The 16,231-nt window shown below is 58.9% G+C and carries 11 protein-coding genes; 4 read left to right on the forward strand and 7 right to left on the reverse strand.

Annotated features, from left to right (window positions below; translation table 11 throughout):
• Nucleotides 1-65 precede the first annotated feature (65 nt).
• Nucleotides 66-1,841, reverse strand: a complete 1,776-nt coding sequence (gene fucI, locus K2184_RS08185; protein ID WP_023321544.1) for an L-fucose isomerase — start codon at nt 1,839-1,841, stop codon at nt 66-68.
• Between the two features lie 31 nt (nt 1,842-1,872).
• Nucleotides 1,873-3,183: an L-fucose:H+ symporter permease gene (gene fucP / locus K2184_RS08190; protein WP_004105064.1), complete on the reverse strand. Its 1,311-nt coding sequence runs from the start codon at nt 3,181-3,183 to the stop codon at nt 1,873-1,875.
• Nucleotides 3,184-3,742: 559 nt separating this feature from the next.
• Between fucP and fucA the strand changes: the two genes are divergently transcribed.
• Nucleotides 3,743-4,390, forward strand: coding sequence for an L-fuculose-phosphate aldolase (fucA, locus tag K2184_RS08195; RefSeq protein ID WP_004114950.1), 648 nt, complete (start codon nt 3,743-3,745; stop codon nt 4,388-4,390).
• 427 nt (nt 4,391-4,817) lie between these two features.
• Here fucA and xni read toward each other — a convergent pair whose 3' ends face one another.
• Nucleotides 4,818-5,573: a flap endonuclease Xni gene (gene xni / locus K2184_RS08200; RefSeq protein ID WP_004105061.1), complete on the reverse strand. Its 756-nt coding sequence runs from the start codon at nt 5,571-5,573 to the stop codon at nt 4,818-4,820.
• 244 nt (nt 5,574-5,817) lie between these two features.
• Complete coding sequence (locus tag K2184_RS08205) at nt 5,818-7,761, reverse strand: sigma-54-dependent Fis family transcriptional regulator (protein WP_023329995.1); 1,944 nt, start codon at nt 7,759-7,761, stop codon at nt 5,818-5,820.
• 271 nt (nt 7,762-8,032) lie between these two features.
• On the opposite strand from K2184_RS08205, the gene ssuD reads away from it, so the two are divergent.
• The 3 genes from ssuD to K2184_RS08220 all read left to right on the forward strand — a co-directional run bounded on the left by ssuD (nt 8,033) and on the right by K2184_RS08220 (nt 12,126).
• Complete coding sequence (gene ssuD / locus K2184_RS08210) at nt 8,033-9,205, forward strand: FMNH2-dependent alkanesulfonate monooxygenase (RefSeq protein WP_004105057.1); 1,173 nt, start codon at nt 8,033-8,035, stop codon at nt 9,203-9,205.
• A 41-nt stretch (nt 9,206-9,246) separates the two neighbouring features.
• Nucleotides 9,247-10,644 (forward strand): FAD/NAD(P)-binding protein, encoded by a 1,398-nt coding sequence (locus tag K2184_RS08215; protein WP_163525286.1) that lies wholly within the window; start codon nt 9,247-9,249, stop codon nt 10,642-10,644.
• Between the two features lie 75 nt (nt 10,645-10,719).
• On the forward strand, nt 10,720-12,126 hold the full coding sequence (locus tag K2184_RS08220; RefSeq protein WP_004105053.1) for an LLM class flavin-dependent oxidoreductase: 1,407 nt from the start codon (nt 10,720-10,722) through the stop codon (nt 12,124-12,126).
• A gap of 164 nt (nt 12,127-12,290) precedes the next feature.
• Here the strand turns inward: K2184_RS08220 and K2184_RS08225 are convergent, their stop codons facing one another.
• The 3 genes from K2184_RS08225 to K2184_RS08235 form a co-directional block, all read right to left on the reverse strand.
• Nucleotides 12,291-13,232 carry an aliphatic sulfonate ABC transporter substrate-binding protein gene (locus K2184_RS08225; protein WP_032729000.1) on the reverse strand — a complete coding sequence of 314 codons (942 nt, stop codon included), beginning with the start codon at nt 13,230-13,232 and terminating at the stop codon, nt 12,291-12,293.
• A gap of 146 nt (nt 13,233-13,378) precedes the next feature.
• Nucleotides 13,379-14,746 (reverse strand): L-serine ammonia-lyase, encoded by a 1,368-nt coding sequence (locus K2184_RS08230; protein ID WP_004105050.1) that lies wholly within the window; start codon nt 14,744-14,746, stop codon nt 13,379-13,381.
• Nucleotides 14,747-14,796: 50 nt separating this feature from the next.
• Nucleotides 14,797-16,086 (reverse strand): HAAAP family serine/threonine permease, encoded by a 1,290-nt coding sequence (locus K2184_RS08235; protein ID WP_004105047.1) that lies wholly within the window; start codon nt 16,084-16,086, stop codon nt 14,797-14,799.
• Nucleotides 16,087-16,231 lie beyond the last annotated feature (145 nt).

The following is a 16,231-nucleotide window of genomic DNA, read 5'->3' on the forward strand; positions in this document are numbered from 1 at the left end:
CCTCATCCAGCCTACGGAGACGTTATCATCCGTAGGCCGGATAAGCGCAGCGCCATCAGGCATTTTTAACGTTTATACAGCGGGCCGTAGTTCTGGCAGGCGCGGTAATCCTGGCCTTCGCTATCCATCCCGTGCGCAGCCCAGCTGGACGGGCGGTAGATTTTCGCCTCTTCTACGTTATGCATGCATACCGGGATCCGCAGCATAGACGCCAGAGTGATAAAGTCGGCGCCAACGTGGCCGATGGTCAGCACGCCGTGGTTAGCGCCCCAGTTCGCCATCACCGAGTAGACGTCGGAGAACGGGCCCTTACCGGTCAGGCGCGGCGCAAACCAGGTGGTGGGCCAGGTGGAGTTGGTGCGGGCATCCAGCCGATCGTGCATCTCTTTCGGTAGTTCCACGCTCCAGCCTTCGGCGATTTGCAGAACCGGGCCAAGGCCTTTAATGATATTCACGCGAGTCATGGTAAAGGGCACGCCGCCTTCGGTCAGAAAGCGAGAGGAGAAGCCGCCGCCGCGGAAATATTCATGAATTGCCGGGCACCATTCGGTGGCGGCGAGGCAGGCGTCGGCCTCCTGCTGGCTGATTTCCCAGTGCGGCTTCATGGTTGGCTTGCCATCCGCATCGCGCTGTTTGCAGGCACCGTCCAGCGCCGCCGATCCGGAGTTGATCAGATGGATAATGCCGTGTTCCGCCAGCCCGGTGAGCGGCTGGCCGGTGACGCGTTCTACCGCTTCCGGCGACCAGTAGGTACGCACGTCGGCAAACACCTGGGCGGTGCCGGTCAGCTGATGGCCCATCAGCATCGCCACGCCGTTGAGGCTGTCGTTTTCCGTGGCGACAACGAAGGGTTCGCGTACGCCATTCCAGTCGAACGAGCTGTTAAGCAGCGCTTCGGCGGTGTCGCCGTTAGGGTATTGATCGGTCCAGTGACGCTGGCCCTGGAAGCCTGCGGCAATGGCGTTGTAGCCCAGCGACTCTTCGACCAGTCCTTTTTCCGCCAGCTTCTTGTTGCCCTGCATCATGTCGCGAATGCACATCGCCATCAGCAGGCTCTCTTTGAGTACCGCGCGGCTCTGCTCGGCATTACGTTTATACTGCTGCGCGTTCTGGTCTTCGCCGTAGCGGAAGGTTTTATCCGCCCACGCCAGCGCCATTTCCAGCTCGCTTTCATCATAGATTTTCTGATCGATACGGCGGCGCAGTTCGGTCATATCCACCGCCTGGACCTTCATACCGAGCCAGGACTCGAAGAAGTTGTGATCGACGATAGAACCGGCGATTCCCATCGATACGCCGCCGACGGAAAGATAGCTTTTGCCCTTCATGCTGGCGACCGCTAAACCGGCGCGGGCAAAGCGCAGCAGTTTTTCTTCAACATCAGACGGAATGGAGGTGTCGTCGGCGTCCTGTACGTCGTGGCCGTATATGGAGAACGCCGGGATGCCCTTCTGGCTGTGGGCCGCCAGCGCTGCCGCAAGGTAAACCGCGCCTGGTCGCTCGGTGCCGTTAAAGCCCCAGATAGCTTTTGGCCGCATCGGGTCCATATCGATAGTTTCGCTGCCGTAGCACCAGCAGGGGGTGACGGTGATGGTGACGCCGACGTTCTGGCTGCTGAATTTCTCTTCGCAGGCGGCGGATTCCGCCATCCCCGCAATGCAGCTATCGGCGATGACGCACTCGATCTGCGCGCCGCAGGCGTGGCGCAGCTTTTCCGTAATCAGCGCAGCGGTAGCCTTCGCCATATTCATGGTTTGTTCTTCCAGCGACTCGCGTACCCCCATGCGGCGTCCATCGATCACCGGGCGAATGCCAATTTTCGGTAAACTGATTTTTTTCATTCCAGATCCCTCACGTTATGCGGATAAATGTTTAGTTAGCTGCCGTTTGCGAACGGAAACGGGCAAAGATGAAGATGACGGCAAAGCACAGCGCCGGTACCAGCTCGGCGGTAGGGATGTTGCCGGCGGCGTCGCTGACAAAGCCCATAACCGGAGTGACGATGCCGCCACCAATAATGGTCATGACGATAAACGAGGAGCCGTATTTGGTGTCCTGTCCCAGATTCTTGATGCCCAGCGAGAAGATGGTCGGATACTGAATCGACATAAAGGCACTGCACAGCGTCAAGGCCAGCAGGCCCACATGGCCGCCGCTGAAAGCGGAGATCAGGCACAGGAGCATGGCGAGCAGGGCATAGGCCGCCAGCACTTTATGCGGCGCGAAGCGGCTGATGAGCCAGGTGCCGGAGAAACGGCCGATAAAGAAGCACACCATAGTGCCGGTCAAATAGTTGGCGGCGAAACCGGGCGTCATGCCGGGGATCTCTTCGATGGCGTAGCGAATCAGATAGCTCCAGCAGGCGGTTTGTGCGCCGACGTAGCAAAACTGCGCCAGCACCGCCCAGCGCCAGTGGCGAACGCGCACCAGGCGGGCAAGAGAAGCGGAGAAGGAACTCTGGTTGGCATCACTGTGGTCGTCGCTCTGCAGGGCCGGAAATTTGGTCAACATAATCAACAGAGCGACCAGTAAGACAACCGCGACGATGATCATATAGGGGGTTTGCACCGAGAGCACCAGGCTGTGCTTATAAGCGCTAAGCTGCTCCGGAGCCATTTTATCGAGTACATCCTGCGATTGATGCGGCACGTTAGACAAAATAAGGCTTTGCCCAAAGACCACCGCAATAATGGCGCCAAAAGAGTTAAAGGTCTGCGCCAGATTAAGCCGGAAGTGGCCGCCGCTTTCTGGCCCTAACACGGTAACAAAAGGGTTTGCTGCAGTTTCTAAACAGCCTAACCCCGCAGCAATAATAAACAGGCCGATCAGGAATAAGGTATAATTCATGACCTCGGCGGCGGGCCAGAATAGCGCGGCGCCAAAAGCGTATAAGAATAGCCCGGTAATAATGCCGGCTTTGTAACTGAGTTTTTTCATCAAGATTCCGGCCGGGATCGGAATAACAAAATAGCCAAAATAAAAAGCGGATTGAATCAAACCAGCCTGGAAGTTAGTTAAGGTAAAGGCTTGTTGAAATTGTGGTAATAAAATATCGTTAAGATTATTAGCGACCGCCCAAAGAAAAAATAGCGAGCACAGCAGGGCAAAGGGAATAATGTAGCGCTTGCTTTGCCCTGTCTCGACCGCATGAAAACTCTGCGTTTGTATCGTTGTGTTTCCCATAGCATCCTCATTGGTTCAGAAGCGTATTCAGCAGCCGGCTTTGCCCACCAGACCGCAAAAATCAGGTGAGTTCCTGTGACGAGAACGATGATGAAATAAACATCTCGGGATGAACTCATGAATTCATTTTCAAATAAAAAATGCCTTTTAATATGATGGCGGTCACACTAAGCATGCGGTGAGTGATTTTATGTGATTATCATCACTTTAATAATCAGGAAAACATGACCGTTTGAGAAAGATAATTCTAAAACCCACAGAACGAATGCCCGATTTAATTTATAATGTGGAAAACGGTCAGTTGTTAACATTATCGGTAAAATGACCGTTTTTAAATCTATTGATGATAACGGGCATTTTTTCACAACGTAAAAATGAGCAAACGGTTTTTTTAAGCTGAAATAAGTGAGGGGTATCACAGAACCAGTGGATGTAAATTCCTTTCTGATTATTCGGGATGATGATGGTGAGCAATTATTTGAGTTATTCAACAGCGTCGGCGCGCCATGCCCGGCGAGCGGTCTGTTGTCGTATTGCGCATTATTAAGAGAGGTAAAGAATGGAACGTAATAGACTGGCCCGGCAGATTATTGATACCTGCCTGGAGATGACCCGCCTGGGGTTAAATCAGGGGACGGCAGGCAACGTAAGCGTGCGGTACCAGGGGGGGATGCTGATCACACCAACCGGTATACCTTATGAAAAGCTGACGGAAGCGCACATTGTTTATATCGATGCTGAAGGTCAGCATGAACAGGGCAAACTGCCGTCCAGCGAGTGGCGTTTTCATATGGCGGCTTATCAGACGCGTCCTGATGCTCATGCGGTGGTGCATAATCATGCGGTTCACTGCACGGCGGTATCGATCCTCAATCGTCCCATTCCCGCCATTCACTATATGATTGCGGCGGCCGGCGGTAACTCCATTCCTTGCGCACCCTATGCCACTTTTGGTACTCGTGAGCTGTCTGAACACGTGGCCGTGGCGTTGAAAAATCGCAAAGCGACCCTGCTGCAGCACCATGGCCTGATCGCTTGTGAAGAGAATCTGGAAAAGGCCCTGTGGCTGGCGCATGAAGTTGAGGTACTGGCGCAGCTCTATCTCAGCACCCTGGCCATCATCGATCCGGTTCCGGTGCTTGATGATGAGGCTATCGCCATCGTGCTGGAGAAATTCAAAACCTACGGATTGCGTATCGAAGAGTGATCTCGTAAGCGAACGTTTCTGCCGGCTGCGGTGTACAGATTCACCGCCGTCTGCGGTTGGGTGGCCCGGACAGATGCGCAGCATCGCCTCCGGGAAATTCAGCCACGCTGCGCTCTGCTCCCGGGGGCGGCGCTTGACGCGCCTTGCCCGGGCTACAGGTATTCCGCCGTCTGCGGGCCGGTAGTCCCCACGGTTTACCGCCGTCTGCGGTTGGGTAGCCCGGACAGATGCGCAGCATCGCCTCCGGGAAATTCAGCCACGGTGCACTTTGGTCCCGGGGGCGGCGCTTGACGCGCCTTGCCCGGGCTACAGGTACTCCGCCGTCTGCGGGCCGGTAGTCCCCACGGTTTACCGCCGTCTGCGGTTGGGTAGCCCGGACAGATGCGCAGCATCGCCTCCGGGAAGCTGGACGCTCCGTAGCCTGATGCTATCGTGCCAGCCGCAGCTGCTGCAGGTTGCCATCCAGCTGTAAATCGGTTTGCAGGCGCGCGATTTCCCGGCAGGTGAAGGCCATCTCTTTGTGTTCTTCCAGCTTTTTACGCCACTTCTCCGGCACGTCCGCCAGCCGGGCGTAGATCCCTTCCAGATCCTGAAAATCGGTTAATAACTGGGCTGCGCTTTTGGGCCCAATGCCCGCCACGCCGGGAACCCTGGAGCTGCTGATGCCCGCCAGCCCCCAGTAGTCGGGTAGCTGCTCCGGCGTCACGCCGAACTCTTTGGCGATAAACGGCGCGTCGAGCCAGCGCTTCTGGAAATAGTCGCGGATGCGGATCGTCGGCGACAGTAGCTGGCAGTAGCCTTTGTCGGTTGAAACGATGGTCGCCTGGTGCCCGGCCTGCGCCACCTTAACCGCCAGAGTCGCGGCAAGATCGTCGGCTTCGCTGCCGCTGAGCGCCCAGCAACGAAACCCGCGCTGCTCAAATGCCGCCCGCAGCGCCGGCATTTCCGCCTCGAGGGTTTCCGGCATCGGCGCGCGCCCGGCTTTATAATCGGGCAGGCGCTGGTGCCGCCAGCCGTGGCCGCGATCTTCGTCATCAAATACCGCCACCACGTGGGTCGGCTGGCTGTGGAGCACCAGCTGCTCGAGGGCATGTAAGCAGGTATCGACGCAGGGTGAACCCTGCACCGCGTGGATGCGGCGAATCAGATTAAGTGCGTCGACGATGAGTAAATGAACGGCCACGATTCTCCCCTTAAAACCTGGCCCATCAGGCTATTTTATTTGCTGGTTTGACGCCGGGCAGTGCGCAAAAGCCTCACGTACTACCTCTACGCTCCGGCTTCTGCACGCTCTTCGGGCCAAACTGTCTGCAACGATGATGCCTGGTGGGTTAGGCTCCTGTTCTCAATGCTTTTTAGGGTAACATCGCCGCGCCGATGAGGCTATTGGCGCCTGGAAAATCAGGAAGATGACTCGCAGTTTCCGGCTAATCGACGTGCATCAGCAGGCCGAGATCGCTATTGGTGGCTTCGCCGTACCACACGGCTTCGCGCACTGAAACCGGTTTGTTGATAAGCCCCAGCGCGTAAAACCGATCGGCGATACTTTGCTGGGCGCGAATCACTTTAAGGTCCATTGTGCGCGGGCGATGGCTGCGGCGCGCCAGGGCTCGGGTCAGAGAAGCGGCGTTAAGACCCAGCTCGGCGGAGAGCAGCTCCGCGGCTTCTTCCCGATGCTGGTCGATAAACTGCCCGGTCTGCGCCAGCTCGGCGAATAGCCGCTGCATAATATCGCTATTGCGGCTGGCGTAGTCGCGGCGCGACAGATAGAACTGATGGTTGTTGACGCGCCCCTCGCCGCTGGCTACTACCCGTAATTCGCCGCTATCTTCCGCGTCGCTAAGCAGCGGATCCCACATCATCCATGCGTCCACCGCCAGGTAGTCGCTGGCGGTCAGCGGATATTTCGGCGGAATATAGACCACTTTAACGTCGTTTAATCCCAGCCCAGCCTCTTCCAGAATATGCAGCAGCAGCCAGTGCACGTTCGAACCTTTATTCAGCGCGATACGCTTGCCGCGCAGGTCGGCAATGGTGCGAATGTCGCTGTGCTGTGGGACGACCATGGCCACGCTTTGCGGCGCGGGCGGTTCCCAGGCGACGTAGACCAGCTCGCTATTATTGGCCTGAGCGAAAACCGGCGGTGCTTCGCCGGTGGTGCCAAAGTCGATTTCATCGCAGGCCAGCGCGTGCAGGAGCTGCGGCCCGGCGGGAAACTCGCTCCACAGTACGCTGACGCCGCGGCTGGCAAAGGCTTTCTCCAGACTTTGCCGCGCCTTCAGAATGCCAAGATTGCCAAAACGCTGGAAGCCGATGCGCAGTTCCCGATCGCGAGAAACGTTATTGACCGCCGCTCCGAAGAGGGGTTCCTGGCGGCGGCGGCTTTTAATGATGCCAAAATTGGCCAGCTGCGTGCGCAGCGTATGGCGGCTAATGCCGAGCAGCGCTGCGGCCTGGCTTTGGTTATCGTCGCATTGCGCCATCGCGCCGCGAATCAACGCCCCGGTGACCCTTTCCCACAGCGGCTCGCCCGGCAGGGAGAGTTGATGACGAATAAAGTCGTCCAGTTCGTTATCGCTTACCGCCGGTGAGGCGTCGCTTAGGGTGGTTAACCGGAGCTGAGCGGGGGCGATCTCCTCTTCTTTACTCAGCAATACCGCATTATGCAGAGTGTTCTCAAGTTCGCGAATATTGCCCGGCCAGGGGTACTCCATCAGCCTTGCCAGCGTCTCCGGGGCCAGACGACGAACCGGCCGACCCAGGCGGCGGGCGTAGAGCGTAAGGAAATGGTCCGCCAGAACGGGAATATCCTGGCGGCGCTGGCGCAGCGGCGGCAGCGGGACGATGGCGATATTCAGGCGATAGTAGAGGTCTTCGCGGAAACGACGCTCGCGGATAGCCTGCATCAGGTCTACGTGGGTGGCGGCGATCACCCGGACATCGACCTTAATCGCTTTACGCGAGCCGACGCGGGTAATTTCGCGTTCCTGCAGGACGCGCAAGAGCTTCACCTGGAGCGCCAGGCTAAGTTCGCCGATTTCATCCAGCAGCAGCGTGCCGCCGTCTGCCGCTTCGAACCAGCCGGGATGGCTTTGCACCGCGCCGGTAAACGCGCCTTTTTCATGGCCGAACAGCTCCGCTTCCGCCAGGCTTTCGCTGAGCGCGCCGCAGTTAACGGCGAGAAACGGCCGCTGACGACGCGGACTATGGTGATGCAGGTAACGGGCGACAACCTCTTTACCAGTACCGGTTTCGCCGACGATCAGCACGGTCGCTTCGGTGGGGGCCAGTTTATCCAGCAGGCTCTGAAAGGCTTTTGACGCCGGATCGATGAGCGCGGGCGTGGCGGCTGGGGTTTGCGGATTCAGCATGGGTGACCTCCGGTATGTGATGTCCTGAACTTATCCTGTGCCGGAGACGGAAACCAGAGGGCAAACCTGTCGTGCTGCTGCAAAGGCGGCAGCCTGAACGCATTGGCTGCTGCATTTGCGACAGCGTTATAAAACTAACTTTTATTTAACTCAATGATTTAAATATGTAAATTTTTTATTCACCATTGGCATGATTATCGCTAACACTCATATAACCAAATTAAAACATCTCTTCGATAAATATCGGATATGGTTATATAGGAAATGGATAATGACGCAAAAAACCGACGATAAAATCAATGTGTTCTGGTTTCTGCCTACCCACGGCGATGGCCGCTATCTGGGTACCGCAGAAGGCGGCCGCCCGGTTGACCTGCCTTACCTGCAGCAGGTGGCGCTGGCGGCCGACAGTCTCGGCTACTACGGGGTGCTGATCCCGACGGGGAAAAGCTGTGAGGACTCATGGCTGGTGGCATCGGCCCTGGCGCCGCTGACCCGCCGCCTGCGCTATCTGGTGGCCGTTCGTCCTGGCCTGCAGCCGCCAACGCTGGCGGCGAGAATGGCGGCGACGCTCGATCGCCTGTCGGGCGGCCGGCTGCTGATTAACGTCGTTACCGGTGGCGATCCGGTGGAGAACAAAGGCGACGGCATTTTCCTCAGCCACGGCGAACGCTATCAGGTGACCCGCGAATTTCTCGACGTCTACTCGCGCCTGCTGCAAGGTGAAAAGGTGGACTATCGCGGTGAGCATATCCACGTGGAAGGCGCTGAAGTGCTGTTTCCACCGGTGCAGGAAAACGGCCCGCCGCTCTACTTTGGCGGATCGTCCGAGGAGGCCATCGACGTCGCCGCCGATCAAATTGATACCTACCTGACCTGGGGCGAGCCGCCGGCGCTGGTGGCCGAAAAGCTGGCTGTGGTGCGCGAGCGCGCCGCCGCCCGGGGCCGTACGCTGCAGTACGGGATTCGTTTGCACGTGATTGTTCGCGAAACCGAAGAAGAGGCGTGGGCCGCCGCCGATCGGCTGATTTCTCATCTTGACGACGAGACTATCGCCCAGGCGCAGAAAATTTTTGCCCGTATGGACTCTACCGGCCAGGCGCGAATGAGTTCGCTGCATAAAGGATCGCGCGACAATCTGCGTATTGCCCCGAATCTGTGGGCGGGCGTGGGGCTGGTGCGCGGCGGGGCCGGAACGGCGCTGGTTGGCAATCCGCAGCAGGTAGCAGAACGCATCCGTGAATATCAGGCGCTCGGTATCACCAACTTTATCTTCTCTGGCTATCCGCATCTGGAAGAGGCCCATCGCTTTGCCGACCTGGTCATGCCGTTATTGCCGCTGGCAGGCCATGAGCAGCCGAAGGCGCGTAGCGTCAATACCGGCCCGTTCGGCGAAACTATCGGCGGCGATAAACGTCCGGTGAAACAGGTGAGCGCAAGCTGAGGGGGACCGTATGTTGCACAGGTTTCTGAAGGCGGTGGGCTATGCAAACTGAACCGCACGTAGTGATTGTCGGCGGCGGATTTAGCGGCGCGGCGGTGGCGATTCATCTCCTGCGCCTGGCGCCGGTTGGCGTGCGGGTCACGCTACTGGAGCCGCGCGAGGTGCCCGGCGCGGGCGTGGCCTACTCCACGACCGAACCGAGCCACAGAATCAACGTTCCCGCCGCGCGAATGCAGCTTGCCGGTGAAGAGGAGGGCGCGTTCGATCGCTGGTACCGCAGCCAGCCTGCTTTTGCAGAAGATCCGCAGGCGCTGCTGGAGGATGGCGCGGTTTATCCGCAGCGCGGTCAGTTTGGCCGCTACGTCGCCCAGCGTTTCGCCGAGGAGGCGCGCGCCAGCGCAGGGCGGCTGACGCATCTGCGCGAACAGGCGCTGAGCATTCATCATGGCGAGGTCGTTACCGACAGCGGTCGGCGGCTATCGGCCGATCTACTGGTGCTGGCCATTAGCCATCCGCCCCCCTCTCTGCCGACGCTGACGATGCCGTTTGCGACTCATCCGGCGCTCATTGCTAATCCCTGGCGAGCGGGCGTGCTGGAAGCTATCGCACCGGAAGCGAGCGTCTCGATCGTGGGCACCGGCCTGACGATGGCGGATACCGTTGCCACCCTGACGCGGCTGGGCCATCGGGGGCCGATAACCGCATTTTCACGCCGCGGGCTGCTGTCCCGCAGCAACCTGAGCGGCAGCGGTGACCCCTGGCCTGGCGAATACGATCGCGGATCGCTGCGCCAGCGGCTGCGGCAGATCCGCGAGGATATCGCTCGCGCGGAGCAGCAGGGGCTGGCCTGGCAGGTGGTGATGGACGCGGTACGTAATCAGGGACAACGCATCTGGCAGGGGTTGACGGTCGCCGATCGCCAGCGCTTCTTGCGTCATTTGCGCAGCTACTGGGACGTTCACCGCTACCGTATCGCTCCGCAGGTCGCCGGGGTCCTTGAGCAGCGCCAGCGCGACGGCAGCCTGCGAGTACTGGCGGCCCGGCTGACGGCGCTGGAAGGCGATGTGCAAAGGCTGACGTTAACCCTGGCGCTCCGGTACGGTGAAGCACAGCGGGTGAGCGCTGACCACGTTATTTTAACCACCGGCCCGGCGCACGGGGCGCTGACCGATAGCCAGCCGCTGCTGCGCCAGCTAAGCCAGGATGGGCTGATTCGCGCCGACGCGTTCGGCCTCGGCCTGGACGTCGATCTTCGCTCGCGGGCCATTGGCCGGGAAGGGCAAGCTAATCCCAAACTACTGGTTTCCGGCCCTGCCGCGCGGGCCCGCTTCGGAGAGCTGATGGGGCTACCGCAGGTGGCTGACCATGCTGCTGACGTGGCCGCCGAAGCGCTGCAGACTCTGGGCGTCAAACAATCCGTCCGATGTCCGGCGTTCTGAACGCCTTTTATCCCCTGATTCCCTTAACTGATTATGCGCGCGGCCCGACAGCGGGGCGCGCCGTGGAGAAGCGCTATGTCATCACAACGTGAAATTCGTCTGAACGCTTTTGATATGAACTGCGTCGGCCATCAGTCGCCGGGGCTGTGGGCCCATCCGCGCGACCGCTCCTGGCAGTATAAAGATCTCGAGTATTGGGTCGACCTGGCGCGTCTGCTGGAGCGCGGCAAGTTTGACGGGCTATTTATCGCCGATGTGCTGGGCGTCTATGATGTACTGAACGGCAACGGCGATGCGGCGATCCGCCAGGCGGCGCAGGTGCCCGTCAACGATCCGCTGGCGCTGATTACGCCGATGGCGCTGGTGACGGAGCATCTGGGATTCGGCCTGACCGCTTCGCTCTCCTTTGAGCATCCCTATCCGTTCGCCCGCCGTCTTTCGACCCTCGACCATCTGACGAAGGGGCGGGTGGGCTGGAATATCGTGACCTCCTATCTGGAGAGCGGGGCGCGGAATATTGGGCAAAAAGCGCAGACCGACCATGACGCCCGCTACGACTACGCCGATGAATACCTGGAGGTGGTCTATAAGCTGCTGGAAGGCAGCTGGGAAGACGGCGCGGTGCTGCGCGACAGGGAGCGCAAGATCTTCAGCGATCCGCGAAAAATTCATCCGATCAACCATCAGGGGAACTTCTTCTCGGTACCGGGGATCCACCTTTGTGAGCCGTCGCCGCAGCGTACGCCGGTGCTCTATCAGGCGGGCGCCTCCAGCCGCGGCAAGCAGTTCGCCGCCGGCCACGCGGAGTGCGTATTTGTCGGCGCGCCGTCGAAGGTACTGCTGAAAAAGACGGTGGCGGATATTCGCCGTCGCGCCGAGGAAGCCGGGCGCGATCCGCGCAGCATCCTGATCTTCAATATGCAGACGGTCATCGTCGGCGAAACCGACCGTGAAGCCCAGGCTAAATGGCAGGAGTATAAACCGTACGTCAGCTACGAAGGGGCGCTGGCGCTGCTCTCCGGCTGGACCGGTATCGACCTTGGCCAGTATCAGCCGGACCAGGTGCTGGAGTATCTGCATACCAATGCGATTCAGTCGATGGTGGAGGCGTTTTCCACTGCCGATCCGAACAGCCAGTGGACCGTGCAGAAGCTGGCGGACTGGGCGGGAATTGGCGGCTTCGGGCCGCTGGTGGTCGGCAGTCCACAGACGGTCGCCGATGAGCTGCAGTCCTGGGTCGAAGAGACCGACGTCGATGGGTTTAATCTCGCCTATGCGGTGACCCACGAAACCTTCCGCGACGTGGTGGATTTACTGGTCCCGGAGCTGCAAAAGCGCGGCGTGTTTAAGCAGGAGTATCGCGAAGGAACCCTGCGCGAGAAGCTGTTCGGCGCCGGCCCGCGGCTGGCTGCGCCGCATCCGGGTGCAGGCTATCGCCACGGCGCGCGGGTGGCGGTCGGGAGCGAAGAGAAGGTGAGTTAATTTTGCTGGTCGCCCTCTCCCCGAAGGGCGGGGGACTGAACTGTGGGGCGGTAGGTTTTTCCCGGAGGCGGCGCTTGACGCGCCTGTCCGGGCTACGGGTCCACCGATGTCTGCGGATCGATAGCCCGGGTAAGGCGCTGGCGCCGGACCCGGGAAGGGAAAGCTTACTGCTTATCCAGCGACCAGGTCGCGCTGCGGACGTCCACCTTCACCGGTAGCAGACCGATGCGGGTGAAAGTGTCCGCCAGCGCCTGCTGCTCGTTATAGACCGCAGGCGTCATCCGCTCGGCGCCATAGGGCAGGCGCGCCAGCGTCTTCAGCCAGATAGCCTTATCCAGCCCGGTAGAGGCCGAGAGGATCCCGGCGGCATCGTCCTGATGGCTGTTGGCCCATTCGCTCAGTTTACCCAGTTCATCGACCACCTGCTTCGCGGTTTCAGGATAAGTGTCGGCAAATTTGCGGCTGGCCAGGTAGAAGGTATAGTGCGGTACCAGCCCTTCGGCATTGCGGATCTGTCGGGCTTTGGCGTTTGTTTCCACCTCGGCGAGGAACGGATCCCAGATAACCCATGCGTCAATCGCGCCGCGCTGGAAGGCGGCGCGGGCGTCGGCAGGCGGCAAATAGACCGGAGTGATATCTTTATAGCTTAATCCGGCTTTCTCCAGCGCAGCCACCAGCAGGTAGTTTACGTCGGAGCCTTTGTTAAGCCCCACGCGCTTGCCCTTAAGGTCGGCCACGCTCTTAATCGCCGAGTTTTCCGCCACTACGATGGCCTCGGTTTTTGGATTCGCCGGCGAGTGGGCTAAGTAGACCAGATCTGCCTGCGCCGCCTGGGCAAAGGCCGGCGGCGCATCGCCGGTTGCGGCGAGGTCGATGCTGCCGACGTTCAGCCCTTCCAGCATTTGCGGCCCGGCGGGGAATTCAATCCAGCGCACGGCGATGCCCTGCTTTTTAAACGTTTCATCGAGGGTGCCGCGATATTTCAGCAGCGCGAAGATATTGGCTTTCTGATAGCCGATATTGACGGTTTCCGGCGTTTTCGCCAGCGCGGAAGCGGATACGCCAGCCAGCATGAGCAGCAGCGCCGGACGAGACAGTCTGAGCATGATTTGTTCTCCTTGAGCGGTTTACCGTAAGGTAACAAATCGTCTTTATAACTAATAAATAACTAAATTATCATTTATATAACATAAATGAAGGGGGAGAGCAGGGGAAGGAAACCCGGCATGCCGCAGCATACCGGGAGGGGGCGTTAATCGCAGGCGACAATCTTCATGGCCAGGCCGCCGCGTGAGGTTTCACGATATTTGGCGTTCATATCTTTGCCCGTTTCGTACATGGTCTCGATGACTTTATCGAGGCACACCCGCGGCTCGCTGGTGCGGCGCAGCGCCATGCGCGCGGCGTTGACCGCTTTAACCGCAGCGATAGCGTTACGCTCGATGCACGGCACCTGCACCTGACCGGCGACCGGGTCGCAGGTCAGACCGAGGTTGTGCTCCATACCGATTTCGGCGGCGATGCACACCTGGCCCGGGCTGCCGCCCAGCAGTTCCGCCAGTCCGGCTGCAGCCATTGAACAGGCAACGCCGACTTCGCCCTGGCAGCCCACTTCAGCGCCGGAAATCGAGGCGTTCATCTTATAAAGTGAGCCAATGGCGCTGGCGACCAGCATATAGCGCGCCAGCGAGTTGGCGTTCACTTTGCGGATAAATTTGTCGTAGTAGGCCAGTACCGCGGGCACGATGCCGCAGGCGCCGTTGGTTGGTGCGGTCACGACGCGTCCGCCGGCGGCGTTCTCTTCGTTAACCGCCAGGGCGAACATATTAATCCAGTCAACGACCGCCATCGGGTCGCTGCTGGTGTTGTCCTGGCTTACCAGCATCCGGCGCAGCGCAGCGGCGCGGCGGGGAACCCGCAGCTTGCCCGGCAGAACGCCCTCGGTGGTGATGCCGCGCTCAATGCCGCTGCTCATCACTTCCCAGACGGCGGCAAAGTGCTGTTCCAGCGCTTCTTTACTGTGCAGCGCCAGCTCGTTTTGCATCATCAGACCGGAAAGCGACAGCCCGCTTTCACGGCAGTGGCGCTGGAGGTCGGCGGCGTTTTTATACGGAAAAGGTACGGCGACCGGCGCTTCGCGGGTGACGCCGAAATGCGCTTCGTCGACGATAAACCCGCCGCCGATGGAGTAGTACGTCTGGCTGTAGAGAACCTGGTCGCCGGCGAGGGCGGTAATTCGCATGCCGTTCTCATGCAGCGACAGATTGTCGGCATGGAAATTCATGCACTGATCGACCGGGAACGCCACTTCCTGCTGGCCGTTTGCCAGCATCAGGCGGCCATGGGTGTTGACGTCCTGGATAAAACTGGGGATAGCGTCAATGTCGACGGTATCCGGCAGGTTGCCCGCCAGTCCCATAATAATCGCGATGTCGGTATGGTGGCCTTTACCGGTCAGGGAAAGGGAGCCGTAGACATCGACGATGACTTTGGTCACCTCGGAGAGCAGCCCGCGCTCAATAAGATCGTCCGTGAATTGTTTGCCCGCTTTCATCGGTCCAACGGTGTGGGAGCTGGAAGGGCCAATGCCGATTTTAAAAATATCGAATACGCTGATCATGATGCATCCAGTGCTGTCGGGGAGCGCCGCCGTCAGGCGGCGCGGGGATATTAGCTAAACAGAGAGTAGAAAATCGCGGAGATAGCAATCAGGCCCATAATCACCACGAAAACGTTGCTGACGTGGCCGCTGTATTTGCGCATAGCCGGGACTTTCTGAATGGCGTACATCGGCATCAGGAACAGAATCATCGCAATGATCGGGCCGCCCAGGGTTTCGATCATCCCGAGGATGCTTGGGTTCAGCGTTGCCACAATCCAGGTGGTGACCAGCATGAACAGGGCAGTGATTTTGTTCAGTTTATTGATTTCGATGGACTTGCCTTTACCGCGCAGGGATTTAATCACCATGCCGTTAAAGCCTTCGCGAGCGCCCAGATAGTGGCCGAGGAAGGATTTAGTGATGGCGATCATCGCGATGATCGGCGCCATCCAGGCGATGATTGGCGCGTTAAAGTGGTTCGCCAGGTAAGACAGAATCGAGATGTTCTGCTCTTTTGCCGCCGCCAGATCCGCCGGGGAGAGGCTCAGTACGCAGCTGAAGACGAAGAACATAACGGTCAGCACCATCATAATGTGCGCGCGGGCCAGAATGCTGGAGCATTTTTTCTCAGCGCCTTCGCCGTACTCTTCGCGTTTAGCAACGGCGAAGGAGGAGATGATCGGCGAGTGGTTAAAAGAGAATACCATCACCGGTATTGCCAGCCACAGGGTCATCCACAGGCCGTTGCCGGTTGCGGTAGCGCTACTCAGGGAGAGGGTTTCCAGCGCCGCGCCGTTCCACTGCGGGATCAGGTACAGAGCCAGAATCATCAGCGCGACCACGAACGGGAATACCAGCACGCTCATCGCTTTGACGATCATCTGCTCGCCGAAGCGCACGATAGTCATCATGCCGACAATCAGAATCAGGGAAAGAATGGCGCGCGGCGGCGGCGTTATGTGCAACTGGTGCGCCATAAAGCTTTCGACGGTATTGGTGATCGCCACGCTGTATACCAGCAGAATCGGGTAGATGGCGAAAAAGTAAAGCAGGGTAATCAGTTTACCTGCGCCGACGCCGAAGTGCTCCTCGACGACTTCGGTGATGTCTTCGCCCGGGTTCTTACCGGACAGCACGAAACGGGTCATTCCGCGGTGGGCGAAGAAGGTCATCGGAAAGGCCAGAATCGCCATGATGATCAGCGGGATCATACCGCCGACGCCGGCGTTGATCGGCAGGAACAGTACGCCCGCGCCGATAGCCGTGCCGTACAGGCCCAGCATCCACATGGTGTCCGTCTTACGCCAACCGCTACGGGTAGCATCCGTAACGATGGTGCTGGTTTGAGTGGTTTCCATCTGTATCTCCTGGAGGAAGCAACAAAATCTAATGAAAAAAAACGACTAAATAATATGAAATTCGTTTGTGTACGGTTTTTTAGGCATTTTCTCCGTAACAATTGGTGCGGGAAGATACATTTATATGGTGAATGCATCAGTGATC

This window comes from Klebsiella sp. K5-306, from assembly GCF_051835185.1.
Lineage (GTDB): Bacteria > Pseudomonadota > Gammaproteobacteria > Enterobacterales > Enterobacteriaceae > Klebsiella > Klebsiella oxytoca.

Excerpts from the sequence above, each read along its gene's own strand:
- K2184_RS08235 (WP_004105047.1), bottom strand. The coding sequence starts at position 16,086 with ATGGAAACCACTCAAACCAGCACCATCGTTACGGATGCTACCCGTAGC.
- ssuD (WP_004105057.1), top strand. The coding sequence starts at position 8,033 with ATGACGCAAAAAACCGACGATAAAATCAATGTGTTCTGGTTTCTGCCT.
- K2184_RS08220 (WP_004105053.1), top strand. The coding sequence starts at position 10,720 with ATGTCATCACAACGTGAAATTCGTCTGAACGCTTTTGATATGAACTGC.
- K2184_RS08225 (WP_032729000.1), bottom strand. The coding sequence starts at position 13,232 with ATGCTCAGACTGTCTCGTCCGGCGCTGCTGCTCATGCTGGCTGGCGTA.
- K2184_RS08205 (WP_023329995.1), bottom strand. The coding sequence starts at position 7,761 with ATGCTGAATCCGCAAACCCCAGCCGCCACGCCCGCGCTCATCGATCCG.
- K2184_RS08215 (WP_163525286.1), top strand. The coding sequence starts at position 9,247 with ATGCAAACTGAACCGCACGTAGTGATTGTCGGCGGCGGATTTAGCGGC.
- fucP (WP_004105064.1), bottom strand. The coding sequence starts at position 3,183 with ATGGGAAACACAACGATACAAACGCAGAGTTTTCATGCGGTCGAGACA.
- fucI (WP_023321544.1), bottom strand. The coding sequence starts at position 1,841 with ATGAAAAAAATCAGTTTACCGAAAATTGGCATTCGCCCGGTGATCGAT.
- fucA (WP_004114950.1), top strand. The coding sequence starts at position 3,743 with ATGGAACGTAATAGACTGGCCCGGCAGATTATTGATACCTGCCTGGAG.
- K2184_RS08230 (WP_004105050.1), bottom strand. The coding sequence starts at position 14,746 with ATGATCAGCGTATTCGATATTTTTAAAATCGGCATTGGCCCTTCCAGC.